We start from the raw sequence: 20,892 nt of genomic DNA, 5'->3' as shown, positions 1-20,892 counted from the left end.
TTCCTCACTTCCGTCGCGTGCCACACCGCGAGCGGCGTTCAGGGCGCTCCGCTCCCTGATGAGGCTGCCGACGAACCCGCCGACCGCCCCCAGGCTCAGTCCTGTCGCCACCAGCCCGGTCCGGCTCACCGATCGCATGGCCCCGCCCCTCCGTGAACTGCGTCCAACGTGGATGTGCCATACCCTTTCGCATCGTATCCGCGCCGCGTTGGGACGGGTAGCGCGACAAGGCAAAGGGCGGCCCGTGTCCCGGTGGCCGGTGACACGGACCGCCCTCGGCGGCGAACAAGCCCTCGGCTAGGGCTCTTCGGTCTTCTCCTCGGAGAGTTTCTGCTCCAGCACCCGGCCCTCTCCTGGGGCCAGTTCGCTCAGAATCCGCTCCAGGTCGTCTATCGAGGCGAACTCAACGACGATCTTTCCCTTCTTCTGCCCCAGGTCCACCTTCACCCGCGTCTCGAAGCGGTCCGACAGCCGCGTGGCCAGGTCGGTCAGGGCAGGAGAGACCCGGGCGCCGGCCCGGGGGCCCTTGGCCTTGGGCGAGCTCGACGGCCGCGAGCTCATGTCCTTGACGATCTCCTCGATCGACCGCACCGACAGCCCCTCGGCCACGATGCGCTTCGCGAGGCGCTGCTGCTCCTCCGGGTCCTCCACGGGCAGCAGCGCCCGAGCGTGGCCCGAGGAGAGCACTCCCGCGGCGACCCTGGTCTGCACGGACGGCGGCAGCTTCAGCAGCCGCAGCGTGTTGGACACCTGGGGGCGGGACCGCCCGATGCGGTCGGCCAGCTCGTCGTGCGTGCAGTTGAAGTCCTTCAGCAACTGGTCGTACGCGGCGGCCTCTTCGAGCGGATTGAGCTGTGCGCGGTGCAGGTTCTCCAGCAACGCGTCGAGCAGCAGCTTCTCGTCCTCGGTGGCCCGGATGATGGCAGGGATCTTCTCCATCCCGGCCTCGCTGCACGCCTTGTACCGGCGCTCGCCCATGATCAGCTCATACTTGCCCGGCGACACCTGCCGGACCACGACCGGCTGAAGCAGCCCCACCTCACGCACGGAGGTGACCAGCTCGGCCAGGGCCTCCTCGTTGAAATCGCTCCGCGGCTGCCGCGGATTCGGGGAGATGGCGTCCAGGGGCAGCTCGGCGAAGGTCGCTCCCGCGACCTCCCCGGGTTCCGGTACGGCGGTTGTCTTCTCCACGGGCGGTGGCTCTTCCGTTCCACGTGAAACGCTGCGCTTGGCGAGCTTCGCCACCTTGGCCGCGGCCACACCCCGCTCCTGCGTCAGGATCGGCACAGCCGACGGAGACGTCGCTCCGGTCCCCACCGCCGGGCCGTCCGACGCCGTAGGCGCCGGCGGGATCAGTGCGCCGAGCCCGCGACCCAGCCCCCTACGTCGATCACTCACTGAACCCCTCCGACACACTGTGCTGATCTTGCTGATGGTGACGGCCCTTGGCATGGGCCTTACTGCTGTCGTAATAAACGCCGACGCCCCGCAATGCGATCTCACGAGCCGCCTCCAGATAGGAGAGCGATCCGCTGGACCCCGGGTCGTACGTCAGTACCGTCTGCCCATAGCTGGGCGCCTCGGAGATACGTACCGAGCGCGGAATGCTGGTCCGCAGCACCTCATTGCCGAAGTGCGTACGGACCTCCTCCGCCACCTGCGAGGCCAGTCGGGTCCGGCCGTCGTACATGGTGAGCAGAATCGTCGAAACGTGGAGCTTGGGGTTGAGGTGGCCGCGCACCAGGTCGACATTGCGCAGGAGCTGCCCCAGCCCCTCCAGCGCGTAGTACTCGCACTGGATCGGGATGAGCACCTCGGCGCCCGCGACCAGGGCGTTGACGGTCAGCAGCCCGAGAGAGGGCGGACAGTCGATGAGGATGTAGTCCAGTGGCTGCTCGTACGCCTGGATCGCGCGGTCGAGGCGGCTCTCCCGAGCCACCAGCGAAACCAGTTCGATCTCCGCGCCGGCCAGATCGATGGTGGCCGGAGCGCAGAAGAGCCCCTCTACATCCACGACCGGCTGAACCACATCGGACAGCGGTCTGCTGTCGACGAGCACGTCGTAGATGGACGGGACCTCGGCGTGGTGGTCGATCCCGAGGGCGGTAGAGGCATTGCCCTGCGGGTCGAGGTCGACGACCAGCACGCGAGCGCCATGCAGTGCGAGGGACGCCGCCAGGTTCACGGTCGTGGTGGTCTTGCCCACCCCGCCCTTCTGGTTGGCGACGACCATCACGCGCGTCTGGTCCGGCCGGGGCAGGGCTTCCCCCGCGCGGCCAAGAGCCTCCACCGCTAGCTGGGCGGCACGACCGATCGGGGTGTCGTCCATGGGAGGCGGCGTTTCACGTGAAACACCGTCTCCATTCGGAGGCCCCGGCACAGCCCCCAGTTCGGACTCGGCAGAACGGGGGCCGGGGACCGGATCGGCCATCGGCCCCGCGATGTTGGCGTCGGACCGCAAGGATTCACTCTCCTCGACATCAGGCTCGCAATGAGCAGAGCCTGCCATGCTTTCCGGGTCATGAACCAGCGGGGCCCGCTCTCCTGTGGATGAATGGCTGTCTGTGGACAACTCCATGCCACTAACGGGCCTACGACTACGCGGCGCGGCAGCCGCGCGACCGCGGCTGATGATTCCATGCAGCAAGGAACGTCGTTTCACGTGAAACACGATGCATGGCAGATCGCGCTACGCGTCCACGACACTCCGCAATGCGTAGTTTTGGCAGCTTGTATGGAGCATTGCCCCTGGGAAACCCGATTCAGCGTCGGCGACGCGACCGACTGACCCGCGCCGCCTTCGCCCGCTTCGCGGCGAACCTCACGCCACCGGGGCTCTCCCCGACCTCGGCCCGGACCACCGTCGAAAGCGGCTCCACCACGCCCTCGCCCACCTGCAGCACCGACGTCTTCACCACGCCGAGCTTGCTCAGCGCCGCGCGGGCGTTCTTCAGCTCTTCCTCGGCCGTATCGCCCTTGAGGGCCAGCATCTCCCCGTATGGGCGCAGCAGCGGTACCCCCCAGCCGGCCAGCCGGTCCAGCGGGGCCACCGCGCGGGCCGTCACCACATGCACCGGCTGAAGGGTGCCCAGAACCTCCTCGGCGCGTCCTCGCACCACCGTGACGTGGTCCAGCCCCAGCAGCTCGACGACCTCCTGGAGGAACGTCGTACGGCGCAGCAGCGGCTCCAGCAGCGTGATGTGGAGGTCGTCCCGGACCAGGGCCAGCGGGATGCCCGGCAGTCCCGCACCGGACCCCACGTCGCACACGGTCACGTCGTCGGCGACGGCCTCCGAGAGCACCGCGCAGTTCAGGAGATGCCGCTCCCACAGCCGGGGGACCTCGCGCGGGCCGATCAGGCCCCGCCGCACGCCCGCGTCCGCGAGCAGTTCCGCGTACCGGACAGCCTCCGGAAAGCGTTCACCGAATACCTCGCGCGCCGCCTCCGGCGCCGGGGGAAGCTCTCCTGCCTCCGTCACGGGGGGACCGTCCTTCCGTACCACGTTGTCGATACCACGATGTCGAACGTTGAGTCAGGCTGACAAGATTCGGCCCCGCCTGCGAGCAGACGGGGCCGTGCACAACTTGAGGTCCGGGTCGTCAGGCCGGGAGGACGACCACGCGGCGCTCGGGCTCCTCGCCCTCGGACTCGCTGCGCAGCCCAGCGGCCGCCACCGCGTCGTGGACGACCTTCCGCTCGAAGGGCGTCATCGGCTTCAGCTTCACCGGCTCGCCGCTGCCCTTCGCCTCCTCGGCCGCCTTGGCGCCCAGCGCCGCCAGCTCCTCGCGCTTGCGCGCACGGAATCCACCGATGTCCAGCATCAGCCGGCTGCGGTCCCCGGTCTCCCGGTGCACCGCCAGCCGGGTCAGCTCCTGGAGCGCCTCCAGCACCTCGCCGTCACGGCCCACCAGCTTCTGCAGATCCCGGCTGGTCGAGTCGCTGATGATCGATACGGCGGCCCGGTCGGCCTCCACGTCCATATCGATGTCGCCGTCGAGGTCGGCGATGTCCAGCAGCCCCTCAAGGTAGTCGGCCGCGATCTCGCCTTCCTGCTCAAGGCGGGACAGGGTGTCGGTTCCCTCGGCGGCGGCCCCACCCGACTGACGCTGTGTGTCCGTCACTGTGGACTCCTTCTACTTCTTGGACGGGTGCTTGGGCCGCTGCGGGCCCTTGCGCTGCCCGGACTTGGCATTACGGGAAGAAGAGCCGCCGGCCGACTTCGGCTTGGCGTCCTCCGGCTGCTTCTTGTCCAGCGACGGCTTGGCATCGTCCTTGGCCGGGGGCTTGCCGGCCCTGCTGCGCTCGCCCGCCTGCGGGGTGCTCGTGGAGCCCGTGGCCTTGGTCCCGCCCTGGACGGCGGCGCCCGCCTGGCGCTTCGCCTTCGGCTGCCGCTTGGGCTGCTGCCGGTTGGCGCGAGCGGCCTCGACCGCCTTCTTCGCCTCGACCTCTTCCGGGTCCTCCTTCAGCTTGCCCTTCGCCCGCAGCCGCTCCTGGCGCTGCTTGAAGGCGAGGCTGCCGGGGGTCGGGTTGCGGCGGATGACGAACATCTGCTGACCCATGGTCCACACGTTGGTGGTCAGCCAGTAGACGAGAACACCGACGGGGAAGTTGATGCCGAACACGGCGAACATGATCGGGAAGACGTACATCAGCATCTTCTGCTGCTGCATGAACGGCGTCTTCACCGTCAGGTCGACGTTCTTCGTCATGAGCTGGCGCTGCGTGTAGAACTGCGACGCCGACATCAGCACGATCATGATGACCGTCACGACGCGCACATCGGTCAGCGTGGCGCCGAGCGCCTCGACCTTCGACGCGCTGTCCATGAACTTCACGGACAGCGGGGCGCCGAAGATGTGCGCCTCACGGGCGCTCTCCAGCAGCGGCTTGTCGATGACGCCGACGACCCTGCCCTGCGCGATGTGGTTCAGGACCTGGTACAGCGAGATGAAGAACGGGGACTGCGCCAGGATCGGGAGACAGCTCGAAAGCGGGTTGGTGCCCGATTCCTTGTAGAGCTTCATCATCTCTTCGGACTGGCGCTGCTTGTCGCTCTTGTAGCGCTCCTGGATCGCCTTCATCTTCGGCTGGAGCACCTGCATGTTCCGCGTCGCCTTGATCTGCTTCACGAAGAGCGGGATCAGGCAGATGCGGATCAGGACCACCAGCGAGACGATGGACAGACCCCAGGCCCAGCCACTGTTCTTGTCGAAGATCAAGCTGTAGAACGAGTGGAACTGGACGATGATCCAGGAAACTGCTTTATAAAGAGGACCGAGGATCGTGTCCACGAATCAGGCTCCTTGGGCGTTGGGCTGAGTCTCGGGCTGTGCGGCGGGCTCGGCAGAACTCCCGCCCAGGCGGCTCCTCAGCCGCTGATGCCAGACCGGATGCTTCCGGGGAGGTACGTGGTCGACGCCGCCGAGCGACCACGGGTTGCAGCGCAGGATGCGCCACGCCGTCAGCACCGTTCCTTTGACCGCGCCGTGCACGTTGATAGCCGTGTAGCCATAGTGCGAGCAAGACGGGTAGTACTTGCAGACCGGCCCCAGCAGCGGGCTGATGGTCCACTGGTACAGCTTGATCAACCAGAGCAGCGGATACTTCACTGTGCGCTCCCTCCCGGGTCTCGGCCGGGGTTCCGGGGGTCGCCTCCCGGGGGATTGCAGCGTCGTGGCGCGCCGTTCGTCAGCCGCTGGATCGCGGCATCAAGATCGCGGGCGAGCTGACCGTAGTCGGCCTCGCCCGCACCGGACAGCGCCCGTACGACAACCAGGCTACCGGCGGGAAAAAACTCCAACCGGTCGCGCATGAGGTGACGCAGCCTTCGCTTCACCAGGTTGCGTACGACAGCACCGCCCACGGCCTTGCTGACGACGAAACCCGCACGCACCGGGGGAGCGGTCTCCCCAGGTGGGTGCGGGTCCGTTGGACCACCGCGGAAGTGGACGACGAGGAGCGGGCGCCCGGCCCTGCGTCCCCGGCGTACCGCGGTCGCGAAGTCCTCGCGCCGCCTCAGCCGAGACTCGGTAGGCAGCACGTCATGACCTATGCGAGATCAGGCGGAAAGACGGGCGCGACCCTTGCCACGGCGGGACGCGAGGATCGCGCGGCCGGCACGGGTGCGCATACGCAGCCGGAAGCCGTGGGTCTTCGCGCGGCGGCGGTTGTTCGGCTGGAAGGTGCGCTTGCTCACTCGGGGGCTCCAGAAATGAATCGTGTGATGGCGGGACATCGCCTGGCTGTCACCGTGCGCCCACGAGAAGCTCGCAATACGCCCGAGTGCACCGCTTCAGAACCACGGACCAGAGGCCGTGATCTTTGCCCATCGGAGGCAGGCGGCAGCAGCCATCGACAACTCGACTTGTTCACGGTACGCATGGCTACGCCATCCGGTCAAACCGGTGGCACACCATGAACAACCGTAACCCTACGCGAACCCGCTGGTACGCCTGGCCGTGCCCCGTGACACATTTGTGCACACCCCTGTGGACAACGACTTGAACCCCGCACCTCGGCCTGACTACCTTGGCTGAACTCCGCATCCTTCCCGCCCGTCCCGAGAACCACACATTCGTGGGACACCCGGGTGCCCCCAGTGACTGAGAGAGCGTGCCCTGTGGCCGACCTGCCCGCCGATCTTGCCGCAGTGTGGCCACGCGTACTCGAACAACTCCTCGGCGAAGGGAGGGGCCAGGGCGTCGAGGCCAAGGACGAGCGCTGGATCACCCGCTGCCAGCCGCTCGCGCTGGTCGCGGACACCGCGCTGCTCGCCGTACCCAACGAATTCGCCAAGGGCGTACTGGAGGGTCGCCTGGCGCCGATCGTCAGCGAGACCCTCAGCCGCGAGTGCGGCCGCCCCATCCGGATCGCGATCACCGTCGACTCCACCGCCGGCGAGCCGCCCGCCCCGCAGCCCCCGGCCCCCCCGCACCAGCAGCAGCACCAGCCGCACCAGGAGCGACCTCAGCAGCAGCACTACGAGGAACCGCCCCGCGACGCGTACGACGGCTACGACGCCCGGGAGAGCCGCGACAACTACGGACGCCCGGCCTCCGCCGACGACCAGCTCCCGACGGCGCGCCCCGCGTACCCCGAGTACCAGCAGCGCCCCGACCCCGGCGCCTGGCCGCGCCCCCACGACAACTACGGCTGGCAGCAGCCGCGCCTGGGCGGCTTCCCGGAGAACGATCCGTACGCGCAGCCCAACCAGCACCAGGCCAGCCAGCACAATCAGCACGGCCAGCAGCATCCGCCGCAGCAGTACGAGCAGCCGTATGACAAGTCGTACGAGAAGCCGTACGAGCAGACGCAGTACGAACCGTCGCAGTACGACCACCAGCAGCCGCCCTCGGACTACCGCTCCGGCGTGCCCGAGCGCCTGCCGTACGACCAGCAGCAGCGTCGCGAACTCCACGACGTCCCGCCCGGCCATCTGCGGACCGGAGGCCAGGGCGGCGGGCAGGGTGGCCACCAGGGTGGCAATGGGAGCGCTCTGCCCGCGCCGACCGGCGCGCCCGGCCCGCTCGCGGCGCAGCCGGCCCCGGCGCCCGCCCCCGGCGAGCCCCACGCCCGCCTCAACCCGAAGTACCTCTTCGACACCTTCGTCATCGGCGCGTCCAACCGCTTCGCCCACGCGGCGGCCGTGGCGGTCGCCGAGGCCCCGGCCAAGGCGTACAACCCCCTCTTCATCTACGGGGAATCGGGGCTCGGCAAGACCCACCTGCTGCACGCCATCGGGCACTACGCGCGGAGCCTCTACCCCGGCACCCGGGTGCGCTATGTGAGCTCGGAGGAGTTCACCAACGAATTCATCAACTCGATCCGCGACGGGAAGGGCGACACGTTCCGCAAGCGCTACCGGGACGTGGACATCCTGCTGGTCGACGACATCCAGTTCCTGGCGAGCAAGGAGTCGACGCAGGAGGAGTTCTTCCACACGTTCAACACGCTGCACAACGCCAACAAGCAGATCGTGCTGTCCTCGGACCGGCCGCCCAAGCAGCTCGTGACCCTGGAGGACCGGCTCCGCAACCGCTTCGAGTGGGGGCTGACCACCGATGTGCAGCCGCCGGAGCTGGAGACGCGGATCGCGATCCTCCGTAAGAAGGCCGTCCAGGAGCAGCTCAACGCGCCCCCCGAGGTGCTGGAATTCATCGCCTCCCGCATCTCGCGCAACATCCGCGAGCTGGAGGGCGCGCTGATCCGGGTGACGGCGTTCGCGAGCCTGAACCGGCAGCCCGTCGATCTCGGGCTCACCGAGATCGTGCTCAAGGACCTGATCCCCGGCGGCGAGGACGCCGCTCCGGAGATCACCGCGCCGGCCATCATGGCCGCGACCGCGGACTACTTCGGCCACACCGTCGAGGACCTGTGCGGGGCCTCGCGCAGCCGGGTCCTGGTCACCGCGCGCCAGATCGCGATGTATCTGTGCCGGGAGCTGACGGACCTGTCGCTGCCGAAGATCGGCGCGCAGTTCGGCAACCGGGACCACACGACCGTGATGCACGCGGACCGCAAGATCCGGGCGCTGATGGCCGAGCGCCGCTCCATCTACAACCAGGTGACCGAGCTGACGAACCGCATCAAGAACAGCTGATCCGCCGGGTGCCGAGGCGCTCCAGGAGCACTCCTGGAGCGCCTTTCGCCTTTCCAGAGGCTGTGGACCCGTCCAGGGGCAGCCCTGCCCACAAAGCGGCCCCACCCAGGGGGCAGCCCCGCACAAGAGGCCAGGCCGCGTCAGGCCGCGCCCAGGAGGGCCGCCGAAAGACGCCAGCAGGCACCGGAAGGCAGTGGGGGGCAGTGGGGGGCAGTGGGAGGGCCGGCCGAGCGCCGCCGGAAGGGCAGTGGAAGGACGGTCGCGGCCCGGCCGAGCGCCGTCGGAAGGGCGGTGGAAGGCGGTCGAGGGGCGGCCGAGCGGCGTCGGCGGGGCTGCACAAGCTGTGTACGGCCGCCGGGGCTGTTCGATTTTGGATCGGCCGGGGCCGCTTCTCCACAGATGAGGGGAGAATCTTCCGTCCACACCCTGGGGACTGCCACGTTGTCCAGACCGCGTCCACAGGGCATGCCGCTGATGCAGTATCAGGGGAGGTCAGCGGCTTGGGGATTTGTGACTAACACTCATCCACAGGATGTGGATGAACTCTCGACCCACAAGGCGGCCGATCCGTCGTCCACCGGCCGCCCACAGGGAGGCCCGCCTTGTGCACAGCCTTTCCACACGTCTGTCCACTGTTCGGCAACGCAACACCCGAGGTCACCGTGGCGAGTGAAAGGCGTCACACCAAGGAGGTTGGTTGGGCTGTGGGGAACCTGGGTATTTCTGGGGACGGCGCTGGGGAGAAGTACCCCCTGCCTGTGTATCGGGTGTGCAGAACTTTCGGCGGTCCACAGAGACACCGGTTTATCCACGGGTGCCGCCCACAGGACCAGTGGACAAAAAACGCGCTCTGACCTGCGCAAAACGGGTTGTCCACGGTTTCCACAAGGCCTACTACTACGACCACTTAGATGTAGCTGGGAACTCGTTTGGAAGTGGGCCCTGTGCACAACTCGGCTCCGCGCCGCCCGACACCTCTCGCCCCGACTTGACCCCGAGCCGCACCGACTGTCGGTGCCGTACGTCAGACTGGTCTCCGGCAAATCAGCCGACGACGAAGGCCAGCAGGGCGAGCCAGCAACAGCAGGAGGCGGTTTCCGGTGAAGATCCGGGTGGAGCGCGATGTACTCGCGGAGGCAGTGGCCTGGGCGGCCAAGAGCCTCCCGGCCCGTCCGCCGGTGCCCGTCCTCGCGGGCCTGCTGCTGAAGGCGGAGGAGGGCGCACTGAGCCTGTCGGGCTTCGACTACGAGGTCTCGGCCCGCGTCTCCGTCGAGGCGGACGTGGAAGAGGGCGGCACGGTCCTGGTCTCCGGCAGGCTGCTGGCCGACATCTGCCGGGCGCTGCCCAACCGCCCCGTGGAGATTTCCACCGACGGTGTACGGGTCACCGTCGTCTGCGGTTCCTCCCGGTTCACCCTCCACACACTCCCTGTGGAGGAGTACCCGGCGCTGCCGCAGATGCCGACCGCCACCGGCACCGTCCCCGGTGAGGTCTTCGCCGCGGCCGCTGCCCAGGTGGCCATCGCCGCCGGCCGCGACGACACGCTGCCCGTACTGACCGGTGTGCGGATCGAGATCGAGGGCGACACCGTCACCCTGGCCTCCACCGACCGCTACCGCTTCGCCGTCCGCGAGTTCATGTGGAAGCCGGAGACCCCGGACATCTCCGCGGTCGCCCTGGTGCCCGCCAAGACGCTCCTGGACACCGCCAAGTCGCTCAGCGGCGGCGAGACGGTGTCGCTGGCGCTGTCCGGCTCGGGCGCGGGCGAGGGGCTGATCGGTTTCGAGGGCGCCGGCCGCCGTACGACGACCCGGCTGCTCGAAGGCGACCTGCCGAAGTACCGCACGCTCTTCCCGACGGAGTTCAACTCCATCGCCGTGATCGAGACCGCGCCGTTCGTCGAAGCCGTCAAGCGTGTGGCGCTGGTGGCCGAGCGGAACACCCCGGTGCGGCTCAGCTTCGAGCAGGGCGTGCTGATCCTGGAGGCGGGCTCCAGCGACGACGCACAGGCTGTGGAGCGCGTCGACGCGCAGCTCGACGGGGACGACATCTCGATCGCCTTCAACCCGGGCTTCCTGCTGGAGGGGCTGTCGGCGATCGACTCGCCCGTAGCCCAGCTCTCCTTCACGACCTCCACGAAGCCCGCGCTGCTCAGCGGCCGGCCTGCGGTGGACGCCGAGGCGGATGAGGCGTACAAGTACCTGATCATGCCGGTGCGGCTGTCGGGCTGAGGTCCGGCCGACGCCCGGGACATCGGAGGGGCGGGCCGGACTCCGGGGGTGCCCCCCCGCTCCGGCCCCTCCGGTCCGCCCCGCCGCCGGTCGGCCGATGAGCGGCTGAGCCCACAGGTGTGCACGCACCCTCGGGCGTAGGCTCGGTCTCAGGTACGAATCGCAACGACTACGGCATAGAGGATCACTGATGGAGCTCGGTCTCGTCGGTCTCGGCAAGATGGGCGGCAACATGCGCGAGCGCATCCGCCGCGCAGGCCACACCGTCATCGGATACGACCGCAATCCGGACCTCGCGGATGTCCAGAGCCTCAATGAGCTCGTGGACTCGCTCAAGGGTCCGCGCGTGGTGTGGGTCATGGTCCCCGCGGGCGCGGCGACCCAGTCCACCGTCGACGAGCTGTCCGAGCTGCTCTCGCCCGGCGATGTGCTCGTCGACGGCGGCAACTCCCGCTGGACGGACGACGAGAAGCACGCCGAGGAGCTGGCGGCCAAGGGCATCGGCTTCGTCGACTGCGGCGTCTCGGGCGGCGTCTGGGGCCTGGAGAACGGCTACGCCCTGATGTACGGCGGGGCCACCGAGGATGTCGCGAAGGTGCAGCCGATCTTCGACGCGCTCAAGCCGGAGGGCGAGTACGGCTCGGTCCACGCGGGCAAGGTCGGCGCCGGGCACTTCGCCAAGATGGTCCACAACGGCATCGAGTACGCGATGATGCAGGCGTACGCCGAGGGCTGGGAGCTGCTGGAGAAGGTCGACTCCGTCACGGACGTGCGCGAGGTCTTCCGGAGCTGGCAGGAGGGCACGGTCATCCGCTCCTGGCTGCTCGACCTGGCGGTCAACGCGCTCGACGACGACGAGCACCTGGAGAAGCTGCGCGGTTTCGCCGCGGACTCGGGCGAGGGCCGCTGGACGGTGGAGGCCGCGATCGACAATGCGGTGCCGCTGCCGGCGATCACGGCGTCGCTGTTCGCGCGGTTCGCGTCCCGGCAGGACGACTCCCCGCAGATGAAGATGATCGCCGCGCTGCGCAACCAGTTCGGCGGTCACGCCGTCGAGAACAAGAAGTAAGCAGCTCAGGTACGTAGTAGGCAGCCGGGGGAGGTCGGCGCGCACCCATGCACGTTTCGCATTTGTCGCTGGCCGACTTCCGCTCGTACGCCCGGGTCGAGGTTCCGCTCGATCCGGGCGTGACGGTTTTCGTGGGACCCAATGGCCAGGGGAAGACCAATCTCGTCGAGGCGGTCGGCTATCTGGCGACCCTCGGCAGCCACCGGGTCTCCTCCGACGCGCCGCTGGTGCGGGCGGGGGCGGAGCGGGCGATCGTACGGGCCCAGGTGGTGCAGGGTGAGCGGCAGCAGCTCGTCGAGCTGGAGCTGAACCCGGGGCGCGCGAATCGGGCCCGTATCAACCGGTCGTCGCAGGTCAGGCCGCGGGATGTGCTGGGCATCGTGCGTACGGTGCTGTTCGCGCCGGAGGATCTGGCGCTGGTCAAGGGCGATCCGGGCGAGCGGCGCCGGTTCCTGGACGAGCTGATCACGGCCCGGTCGCCGCGGATGGCGGGGGTGCGCTCGGACTACGACCGGGTGCTCAAGCAGCGCAATACGTTGCTCAAGACCGCGGCGATGGCGCGGCGCCACGGCGGTCGGCAGCTCGATCTGTCGACGCTGGACGTGTGGGACCAGCATCTGGCGCGGGCGGCGGCGGAGCTGCTGGCGGCGCGGCTGGACCTGGTGGCGACGTTGCAGCCGTTGGCCGACAAGGCGTACGAGCGGCTGGCGCCGGGGGGTGGCCCGGTGACACTGGGGTACCGCGGTTCGGCGGGCGAGGCGCTTGAGGAGGCGGCCGCGGGGGCCCCTGGCGCGGCGGGGACGCCGAGCCGGGAGGAGTTGTTCCCGCTGGTGCTCGCGGCGCTGGAGGGGGCGCGCAAGCAGGAGATCGAGCGCGGGGTGACGCTGGTGGGTCCGCACCGCGACGATCTGCTGCTGAATCTGGGCCGGCTGCCGGCGAAGGGGTACGCGAGCCACGGCGAGTCCTGGTCGTACGCGCTGGCGCTGCGGCTGGCCTCGTACGAGCTGCTGCGGGCCGAGGGCGGGGAGCCGGTGCTGGTGCTGGACGATGTCTTCGCGGAGCTCGATGTGCGGCGGCGGGAGCGGCTGGCGGAGCTGGTCGCGCCGGGCGAGCAGGTGCTGGTGACGGCGGCGGTGGGCGACGATGTGCCGGGCGTGCTGACGGGGGCGCGGTTCGCGGTGTCGGAGGGCGTGGTCGAGCGCGTATGAGTGAGCAGCCGTGGGACTCCGCGTCGCAGCCCCGTACGCCCCCGGGCGCGCCGGGCGCGCCTTCTTCTTCGGGGCAGCCGCCGGCCGCCGAGCGGTCTTCGGGGGCGCCGGAGCCGTCCGGGGTGGATCTGGCGCGGGTGGCGTTGCGGGCGGCGAAGGAGCAGGCGCGGGCGCGCGGCGACGCGGTGCAGCAGAAGCGGCAGGCCCGGCGTGGGGGCGTGCGCTCCGGTGCGCGGGCGGACGGCCGTGACCCCCTGCCGCTGGGCGCGGCGATCAACCGGTTGATCACGGAGCGTGGCTGGGAGACGCCGGCCGCGGTGGGCGGTGTGATGGGCCGCTGGTCGCAGATGGTGGGGCCGGAGGTGGCGCAGCACTGCGAGCCGCAGCGGTACGACGAGGACGCCCGGGTGCTGTCGGTGCTCTGCGACTCGACCGCGTGGGCGACTCAACTCCGTTTGCTGGCACCGCAGTTGGTGGCCCGGCTGAACGCGGATCTGGGGCCGGGGACGGTCCGTCTGATCAAGGTGTCGGGGCCCGGCGGGCCGGGCCGGCGGTACGGGCCGCTGCGCGCGCCGGGGAGCCGCGGCCGCGGGGATACGTACGGGTGAGGCGGGGGCGGGGGCTGAGACCCCGCTCACGGTAGCGGGCCGTTGACACCCCAAAGCGCTGAGTGCCGCTGTGAGCCTCTTGAAGGCCGGGGCCACATATAGGGAGTCGGCGGTTGGCGGTTCAGGGCGGCACATGAGGACTCAGGTACCGCCAAACCCCCATTCATGTCAGCGCTACCGGTAGACTGGTAGCAATCCCGCCGACTCGCGGAACATGTCGAACGACGCAGCCGCTCCTGCCTGCCCCGGAATGGGGAATCCCCGCCGCAAGCAGGGAACGACGGCTTGTGCTGTGCCAGAAAGGGCGCTTCGTGGCCGATTCCGGCAACCCCAACGAGAACATCACCGCTCCCCAGACAGAAGGGGCTCCTTCGGGCGCCGTCGACGGCGAGCCGTCGTACGACGCCAGTGCGATCACGGTCCTTGAGGGTCTGGACGCGGTCCGTAAGCGTCCCGGTATGTACATCGGCTCGACCGGTGAGCGGGGCCTGCACCACCTCGTGCAGGAGGTCGTCGACAACTCCGTCGACGAGGCCATGGCCGGCCACGCGGACAAGATCGACGTCACGATCCTGCCGGACGGCGGAGTGCGCGTCGTCGACAACGGCCGAGGCATCCCGGTGGGCATCGTCCCCTCCGAGGGCAAGCCGGCGGTCGAGGTCGTGCTGACGGTGCTGCACGCGGGCGGCAAGTTCGGCGGCGGCGGCTACGCCGTCTCCGGCGGTCTGCACGGCGTCGGCGTGTCGGTCGTCAACGCGCTGTCGACCAAGGTGTCGGTCGAGGTCAAGACGGACGGCTACCGCTGGACGCAGGACTACAAGCTCGGTACGCCCACGGCCCCGCTGCAGCGCAACGAGGAGACCCAGGAGACGGGCACGTCCGTCACCTTCTGGGCCGACGGCGACATCTTCGAGACCACGGAGTACTCCTTCGAGACGCTGGCGCGGCGTTTCCAGGAGATGGCGTTCCTGAACAAGGGACTGAACATCTCGCTGACGGACGAGCGCGCCGACCACGTCGACGAGGAGGGCAAGCCGCTCGCGGTCCGGTACCACTACGAGGGCGGCATCGTCGACTTCGTGAAGTACCTGAATTCCCGCAAGGGTGAGCTGATTCACCCGACGGTGATCGACATCGAGGCCGAGGACAAGGAGCGCATGCTCTCCCTCGAAGTCGCGATGCAGTGGAACAGCCAGTTCAGCGAGGGTGTCTACAGCTTCGCGAATACGATCCACACGCATGAGGGCGGTACCCACGAAGAGGGTTTCCGGGCGGCGATGACCGGCCTGGTCAACCGTTACGCGCGGGAGAAGAAGCTGCTCCGGGAGAAGGACGACAACCTCACCGGCGAGGACATCCGCGAGGGCCTGACGGCGATCATCTCGATCAAACTCGGGGAGCCGCAGTTCGAGGGCCAGACGAAGACGAAGCTGGGCAACACGGAGGCGAAGACCTTTGTGCAGCGGGTGGTCCACGAGCACCTGACGGATTGGTTCGACCGTAATCCCAATGAGGCCGCGGACATCATCCGCAAGGCGATCACGGCGGCCACGGCGCGGGTCGCGGCGCGAAAGGCGCGGGATCTCACGCGGCGCAAGGGGCTGCTGGAGAGCGCCTCGCTGCCGGGCAAGCTGAGCGACTGCCAGTCGAATGACCCGACGAAGTGCGAGATCTTCATCGTCGAGGGCGACTCGGCCGGCGGCTCGGCGAAGTCGGGCCGTAATCCGCAGTACCAGGCGATTCTCCCGATCCGCGGCAAGATCCTGAATGTGGAGAAGGCCAGGGTCGACAAGATCCTCCAGAACACCGAGGTCCAGGCGCTGATCTCGGCGTTCGGCACCGGTGTGCACGAGGACTTCGACATCGAGAAGCTCCGCTATCACAAGATCATTCTGATGGCGGACGCCGACGTCGACGGCCAGCACATCAACACCCTGCTGCTCACCTTCCTCTTCCGCTTTATGCGGCCGCTGGTCGAGGCGGGTCACGTCTATCTCTCGCGCCCCCCGCTCTACAAGATCAAGTGGGGTCGGGACGACTTCGAGTACGCGTATTCCGACCGTGAGCGGGACGCGCTGATCCAGCTCGGCCGGGAGAACGGAAAGCGGATCAAGGACGATTCGGTCCAGCGCTTCAAGGGCCTCGGCGAGATGAACGCCGAGGAGCTGCGCATCACCACCATGGACGTCGACCACCGCGTGCTGGGCCAGGTCTCCCTGGACGACGCGGCGCAGGCGGACGACCTGTTCTCGGTGCTCATGGGCGAGGACGTCGAGGCTCGGCGCTCGTTCATCCAGCGCAATGCCAAGGACGTCCGTTTCCTCGACATCTGAGCCCTGCCGGCGCGTCCCTGGTGATGGGCCACGGGATTTTCCAGCCGCAGCTCGAAAGGACTTTGAACAGCAATGGCCGACGACACACCTGACATTCCCGTGGGTTCCGTGACCCCGGAGGGCGAGCCCGCCGCCGTGGAGGGCGTGGGAATGCGCGTCGAGCCCGTCGGGCTCGAAACGGAGATGCAGCGCTCGTATCTCGACTACGCGATGAGCGTGATCGTCTCGCGTGCGCTGCCCGATGTGCGCGATGGTCTCAAGCCCGTGCACCGGCGCGTGCTCTACGCGATGTACGACGGCGGTTACCGGCCCGAGAAGGGCTTCTACAAGTGCGCGCGCGTCGTCGGCGACGTGATGGGTACGTACCACCCGCACGGCGACTCCTCGATCTATGACGCGCTGGTGCGCCTGGCGCAGCACTGGTCGATGCGGATGCCGCTGGTGGATTCCAACGGCAACTTCGGTTCCCCGGGCAATGACCCGGCCGCGGCCATGCGGTACACCGAGTGCAAGATGATGCCGCTGGCCATGGAGATGCTCCGGGACATCGACGAGGAGACCGTCGAATTCCAGGACAACTACGACGGCCGCAATCAGGAGCCGACGGTTCTGCCGGCCCGGTTCCCGAATCTGCTGATCAATGGTTCGGCGGGCATCGCGGTCGGTATGGCGACCAATATCCCGCCGCACAATCTCCGCGAGGTCGCGGACGGCGCTCAGTGGTATCTGGCGAACCCCGAGGCCACCCCGGAGGAGCTGCTCGACGCGCTCATCGACCGCATCAAGGGCCCGGACTTCCCGACCGGCGCGCTGGTGGTGGGCCGCAAGGGCATCGAGGAGGCGTACCGCACGGGCCGCGGCTCGATCACGATGCGCGCGGTCGTGGCCGTCGAGGAGATCCAGAACCGGCAGTGCCTGGTGGTCACCGAGCTGCCGTACCAGGTGAACCCGGACAACCTCGCGCAGAAGATCGCCGACCTGGTCAAGGACGGCAAGATCGGCGGCATCGCGGACGTACGGGACGAGACGTCCTCGCGCACCGGCCAGCGGCTGGTGGTCGTCCTCAAGCGGGACGCCGTCGCCAAGGTCGTGCTCAACAACCTCTACAAGCACACCGATCTGCAGACGAACTTCGGCGCGAACATGCTGGCGCTGGTCGACGGGGTGCCGCGCACGCTGTCGATCGACGCGTTCATCCGCAACTGGGTGACGCACCAGATCGAGGTCATCGTCCGGCGTACGCGCTTCAGGCTGCGCAAGGCCGAGGAGCGCGCGCACATCCTGCGCGGCCTGCTGAAGGCCCTGGACGCCATCGACGAGGTCATCGCGCTGATCCGGCGCAGCGAGACCGTCGAGGTCGCGCGCGAGGGCCTGATGGGCCTGCTGACGATCGACGAGATCCAGGCCAACGCGATCCTGGAGATGCAGCTCAGGCGCCTCGCCGCGCTGGAGCACCGCAAGATCACCGCCGAGCACGACGAACTCCAGGCCAAGATCGACGAGTACAACGCGATCCTCGCCTCGCCGGAGCGGCAGCGGCAGATCATCAGCGAGGAGCTGCAGGCGATCGTCGACAAGTTCGGCGACGACCGGCGCTCGAAGCTGGTGCCCTTCGACGGCGACATGTCCATCGAGGACCTGATCGCCGAGGAGGACATCGTCGTCACGATCACCAAGGGCGGCTACGTCAAGCGCACCAAGAGCGAGGACTACCGCTCGCAGAAGCGCGGCGGCAAGGGCGTGCGCGGCACGAAGCTCAAGCAGGACGACATCGTCGACCACTTCTTCGTCTCCACCACCCACCACTGGCTGCTGTTCTTCACCAACAAGGGCCGGGTGTACCGGGCGAAGGCGTACGAACTGCCGGACGCCGGCCGGGAGGCGCGCGGCCAGCACGTGGCCAACCTGCTCGCGTTCCAGCCGGACGAGCAGATCGCGCAGATCCTGGCGATCCGGGACTACGAGGCCGTTCCGTACCTGGTCCTGGCGACGAAGTCGGGCCTGGTGAAGAAGACTCCGCTCAAGGACTACGATTCCCCGCGTTCGGGTGGTGTCATCGCGATCAACCTCCGGGAGGCGGAGGACGGGACCGAGGACGAGCTGATCGGGGCGGAGTTGGTCTCCTCCGAAGATGATCTACTTCTGATCAGCAAGAAGGCGCAGTCGATCCGGTTCACCGCCACGGATGAGGCTCTGCGTCCCATGGGGCGTGCCACGTCGGGCGTCAAGGGAATGAGCTTCCGGGAGGGAGACGAGCTCCTCTCGATGAATGTCGTGCGTGCCGGTACGTTCGTCTTCACCGCTACGGATGGTGGATACGCGAAGCGCACGGATGTCGACGAGTACCGCGTCCAGGGTCGAGGTGGGCTGGGCATCAAGGCCGCCAAGATCGTGGAGGATCGTGGTTCGCTGGTCGGCGCACTGGTGGTGGAGGAGAGCGATGAGATCCTCGCCATCACGCTGAGCGGCGGCGTGATCCGTACGCGGGTCAGCGAGGTCAGGGAGACGGGCCGTGACACCATGGGCGTCCAACTGATCAACCTGGGTAAGCGCGATGCCGTTGTGGGCATCGCCAGGAACGCCGAGGCCGGTCGCGAGGCTGAAGAGGTCGTGGAGTTGGCCGACGCAGCCGCGGATGACGGGCCCGAGGCGGCCGAGGGCGAGGCGCCCCCGGCCGAGGAGACCGAGGAGTAAGTCTTGAGTGGAGCCACGGGCGCCGCGGCGAGCGGTGCGGGTGCCGGGGGGCGAAAGCCTGGCGGGCCCGCCACCGATACGGCCGGCGCCCGGGGTGCTGCCGCAGACTCCCAGGGGGGAACCGTGACGGACACCCGAGGGTCGCAGCCGTACGACGCGTACGCGTCGGGGCCGCTGCCCGGCGAGCGTCGGGGGCAGAAGCAGCCCGCGCAGCCGTACCACCCGCCGCAGGCGTACGCGCCGCCGGCGGAGCGTACGGGCGGTGGTGCCGCGGGCGGTACGGGCGGTGGCACCGCGGGCGGATCGGAACAGCACGGCGTGCGGGTGCCGCGGACTGGTGTCCGTACGGAACCGCGTACGCGCAAGGCACGGCTGCGGGTGGCGAAGGCCGACCCGTGGTCGGTGATGAAGGTCAGCTTCCTGCTCTCGATCGCGCTCGGCGTGTGCACGATCGTGGCGGCGTCGGTGCTGTGGATGGTCATGGACGCCATGGGCGTCTTCTCCACCGTCGGCGGCACGATCAGCGAGGCCACGGACGCCAACAACGGCGGCGGATTCGACCTCCAGTCGTTCCTGTCGCTGCCGCGCGTGCTGCTCTTCACGTCGATCATCGCGGTGATCGACGTGGTCCTGGCGACGGCCCTGGCCACGCTGGGGGCCTTTATCTACAACCTGTCGGCCGGCTTCGTGGGCGGCGTGGAGCTCACGCTCGCCGAGGACGAGTAGGCCGCGGGGCGGCCGGACGAGCAGACCTCCGGCCGACCTCCGGCTGGGCGACGGCCGACCTCCGACTGGGCCTCGGCTATCGATTTTGGGACTTGGCCCCGGGTGCGCTAATCTTTCGGTGCAGCGCGGGGCTATAGCTCAGACGGTTAGAGCGCTTCCCTGATAAGGAAGAGGCCACAGGTTCAAGTCCTGTTAGCCCCACCGCGTGAAAGGGCCCCGGTCGAGATTCTTCGACCGGGGCCCTTTGGCTTGCGTTTTGGAGCTTGGTTGTGGGGACGGGCTCCCGTCGGACAGCGGATGCACGCGCGCCACGCCGCCACCCAGGGCCCCGCTCGGTACGAGCCCCCAGGCCGTGCCTCCGCGCCGCACAGACGTGGGGAGAGGGCGGGCCCATGTAGCGGGCCTCGCGCGCGGTCGTCGTGACGCACTCGGCTGCTGCGTCCCATGTGGCCGGGGCACCGGGCGGTACGAGGAGCGCGTAGGCCCTGTGCACGACGAATAGAGGGCCGTTCACGCCCAAGCGGTGGAGCGCGCCGCGCTCTGACGCCGTGGCAGCACGAACGGTGCGTACGCGACCTCGACGACCGGCTCTACGGGTGGGAGAGCACGGTCAGAGCTCTCCGGCGTTGTATGGCCGGAGCGGGCTCGTGGCCTTGAGCGTCAGCAAATTCGGGGTACGGGGGCCGAGGTGGCATGTGCATTTTCATTTGCACTCGTTCGGCCTCGCGCGTGATAAGGGGAGGGCGCGGGTGCGTTGCCGGTCGTACGGGCCGCGTCGGCCCGCCCGTACGGGATTTTCCGGCCTGGGTGATTCATTTTGTGCGGAGGCGGAGTTGACGGCGGACGCAGGTCACCGATCGATATCGGGTGGTGTGTATCATCGGCCACCAGAAGGTCCCCTACGTCAATGAAAGACGAGGTCGCGCGGTGAAGAAGCTTCTCCTGGTCGCCCTGGCCGCCATCGGCGGTCTCCTCGTGTACCGCCAGATCCAGGCGGATCGCGCCGAGCAGGATCTGTGGACGGAGGCGACCGACTCCGTGCCCGCAGGTTCGGGTGTGTGAGACGACTACCCCGGACGGGGCTCTGATCGCTGAGGCGATCGGGGCCCCGTTTTCATTGGCGGAGAATGTCGCTTCGTGTTCGGTGCGTAACTGCCCGCAAGTAACTGCCCGCAAGATATTTGCTTGTGTGAATTTCGCCGTTGCTGGTGTTAATCAACTCACGCTGAGCGCCCAGATGCCCACCACCAGGCAGAGCAGCGCGACGATCACGATCGGCACCGCGACCTTCGCCGGCGGGCCCTGCTGACGCTTACGTGCGGCCGCGTGCCGGTAGGGCGCGGCGGGCCGCGGCGAGGAGTACGGGGGCGTGGGGGGATAGGCGGGCGGCAGGGGGGCTTGGGGCGTGTGAGGGGTGTGGGGG

The 20,892-nt window shown here is 68.5% G+C and carries 16 protein-coding genes, 1 tRNA gene and 2 pseudogenes; 10 read left to right on the top strand and 9 right to left on the bottom strand.

Going from position 1 to position 20,892, the window contains the following annotated elements; translation table 11 throughout:
- Positions 1–297: 297 nt before the first annotated feature.
- The 8 genes and pseudogenes from IF55_RS08890 to rpmH form a co-directional block, all read right to left on the bottom strand.
- Positions 298–1,398, bottom strand: a complete 1,101-nt coding sequence (locus IF55_RS08890) for a ParB/RepB/Spo0J family partition protein (protein WP_078643952.1) — start codon at positions 1,396–1,398, stop codon at positions 298–300.
- Positions 1,391–2,509, bottom strand: coding sequence for a ParA family protein (locus IF55_RS08885; protein WP_078643949.1), 1,119 nt, complete (start codon positions 2,507–2,509; stop codon positions 1,391–1,393). Before IF55_RS08885 ends, IF55_RS08890 begins: the two co-directional genes overlap by 8 nt.
- Before the next feature lie 253 nt (positions 2,510–2,762).
- Positions 2,763–3,479 carry a 16S rRNA (guanine(527)-N(7))-methyltransferase RsmG gene (rsmG, locus tag IF55_RS08880; protein ID WP_030882172.1) on the bottom strand — a complete coding sequence of 239 codons (717 nt, stop codon included), beginning with the start codon at positions 3,477–3,479 and terminating at the stop codon, positions 2,763–2,765.
- Between the two features lie 121 nt (positions 3,480–3,600).
- Positions 3,601–4,122, bottom strand: coding sequence for a Jag family protein (locus tag IF55_RS08875; protein ID WP_030882171.1), 522 nt, complete (start codon positions 4,120–4,122; stop codon positions 3,601–3,603).
- Positions 4,123–4,134: 12 nt separating this feature from the next.
- The gene (gene yidC, locus IF55_RS08870) at positions 4,135–5,292 is read right to left on the bottom strand and encodes a membrane protein insertase YidC (protein WP_030882170.1); all 1,158 of its coding nucleotides are present in this window, start codon (positions 5,290–5,292) and stop codon (positions 4,135–4,137) included.
- A 3-nt stretch (positions 5,293–5,295) separates the two neighbouring features.
- Entirely contained in the window at positions 5,296–5,610 is a 315-nt protein-coding gene (gene yidD / locus IF55_RS08865) for a membrane protein insertion efficiency factor YidD (protein WP_030882169.1), read from the bottom strand.
- Positions 5,611–5,672: 62 nt separating this feature from the next.
- Positions 5,673–6,041: pseudogene (gene rnpA / locus IF55_RS36920) on the bottom strand (ribonuclease P protein component); the annotation flags it as partial.
- A gap of 18 nt (positions 6,042–6,059) precedes the next feature.
- Positions 6,060–6,197, bottom strand: coding sequence for a 50S ribosomal protein L34 (gene rpmH, locus IF55_RS08860; RefSeq protein ID WP_003949374.1), 138 nt, complete (start codon positions 6,195–6,197; stop codon positions 6,060–6,062).
- A 423-nt stretch (positions 6,198–6,620) separates the two neighbouring features.
- Between rpmH and dnaA the strand changes: the two genes are divergently transcribed.
- From dnaA to IF55_RS39990, 10 genes are all read left to right on the top strand, one after another.
- Positions 6,621–8,600: a chromosomal replication initiator protein DnaA gene (gene dnaA, locus IF55_RS08855; RefSeq protein WP_030882167.1), complete on the top strand. Its 1,980-nt coding sequence runs from the start codon at positions 6,621–6,623 to the stop codon at positions 8,598–8,600.
- Positions 8,601–9,700: 1,100 nt separating this feature from the next.
- Positions 9,701–10,831 (top strand): DNA polymerase III subunit beta, encoded by a 1,131-nt coding sequence (dnaN, locus tag IF55_RS08850; RefSeq protein WP_030882166.1) that lies wholly within the window; start codon positions 9,701–9,703, stop codon positions 10,829–10,831.
- 190 nt (positions 10,832–11,021) lie between these two features.
- Positions 11,022–11,900, top strand: coding sequence for a phosphogluconate dehydrogenase (NAD(+)-dependent, decarboxylating) (gnd, locus tag IF55_RS08845; RefSeq protein WP_030882162.1), 879 nt, complete (start codon positions 11,022–11,024; stop codon positions 11,898–11,900).
- A gap of 47 nt (positions 11,901–11,947) precedes the next feature.
- A complete protein-coding gene (recF, locus tag IF55_RS08840; protein ID WP_030882159.1) occupies positions 11,948–13,108 on the top strand; it encodes a DNA replication/repair protein RecF in 1,161 nt (386 codons plus the stop codon).
- Positions 13,105–13,716: a DciA family protein gene (locus tag IF55_RS08835; protein ID WP_245661118.1), complete on the top strand. Its 612-nt coding sequence runs from the start codon at positions 13,105–13,107 to the stop codon at positions 13,714–13,716. The genes recF and IF55_RS08835 overlap by 4 nt, the downstream gene beginning before the upstream one ends.
- A gap of 287 nt (positions 13,717–14,003) precedes the next feature.
- Complete coding sequence (gyrB, locus tag IF55_RS08830) at positions 14,004–16,049, top strand: DNA topoisomerase (ATP-hydrolyzing) subunit B (RefSeq protein WP_030882151.1); 2,046 nt, start codon at positions 14,004–14,006, stop codon at positions 16,047–16,049.
- 72 nt (positions 16,050–16,121) lie between these two features.
- The gene (gene gyrA, locus IF55_RS08825; RefSeq protein ID WP_030882147.1) at positions 16,122–18,743 is read left to right on the top strand and encodes a DNA gyrase subunit A; all 2,622 of its coding nucleotides are present in this window, start codon (positions 16,122–16,124) and stop codon (positions 18,741–18,743) included.
- A 123-nt stretch (positions 18,744–18,866) separates the two neighbouring features.
- A complete protein-coding gene (locus IF55_RS08820) occupies positions 18,867–19,469 on the top strand; it encodes a DUF3566 domain-containing protein (RefSeq protein ID WP_030882144.1) in 603 nt (200 codons plus the stop codon).
- Positions 19,470–19,596: 127 nt separating this feature from the next.
- A tRNA-Ile gene (locus tag IF55_RS08815) sits at positions 19,597–19,670 on the top strand.
- A gap of 726 nt (positions 19,671–20,396) precedes the next feature.
- Positions 20,397–20,531 (top strand): DLW-39 family protein, encoded by a 135-nt coding sequence (locus IF55_RS39990; protein ID WP_003958712.1) that lies wholly within the window; start codon positions 20,397–20,399, stop codon positions 20,529–20,531.
- 153 nt (positions 20,532–20,684) lie between these two features.
- On the opposite strand, the pseudogene IF55_RS39985 reads toward IF55_RS39990, so the two are convergent.
- Positions 20,685–20,892: pseudogene (locus tag IF55_RS39985) on the bottom strand (serine/threonine protein kinase); the annotation flags it as partial.

The organism is Streptomyces varsoviensis, from assembly GCF_000718635.1.
Lineage (GTDB): Bacteria > Actinomycetota > Actinomycetes > Streptomycetales > Streptomycetaceae > Streptomyces > Streptomyces varsoviensis.
This window is presented reverse-complemented; position numbering and strand designations above follow the sequence as displayed.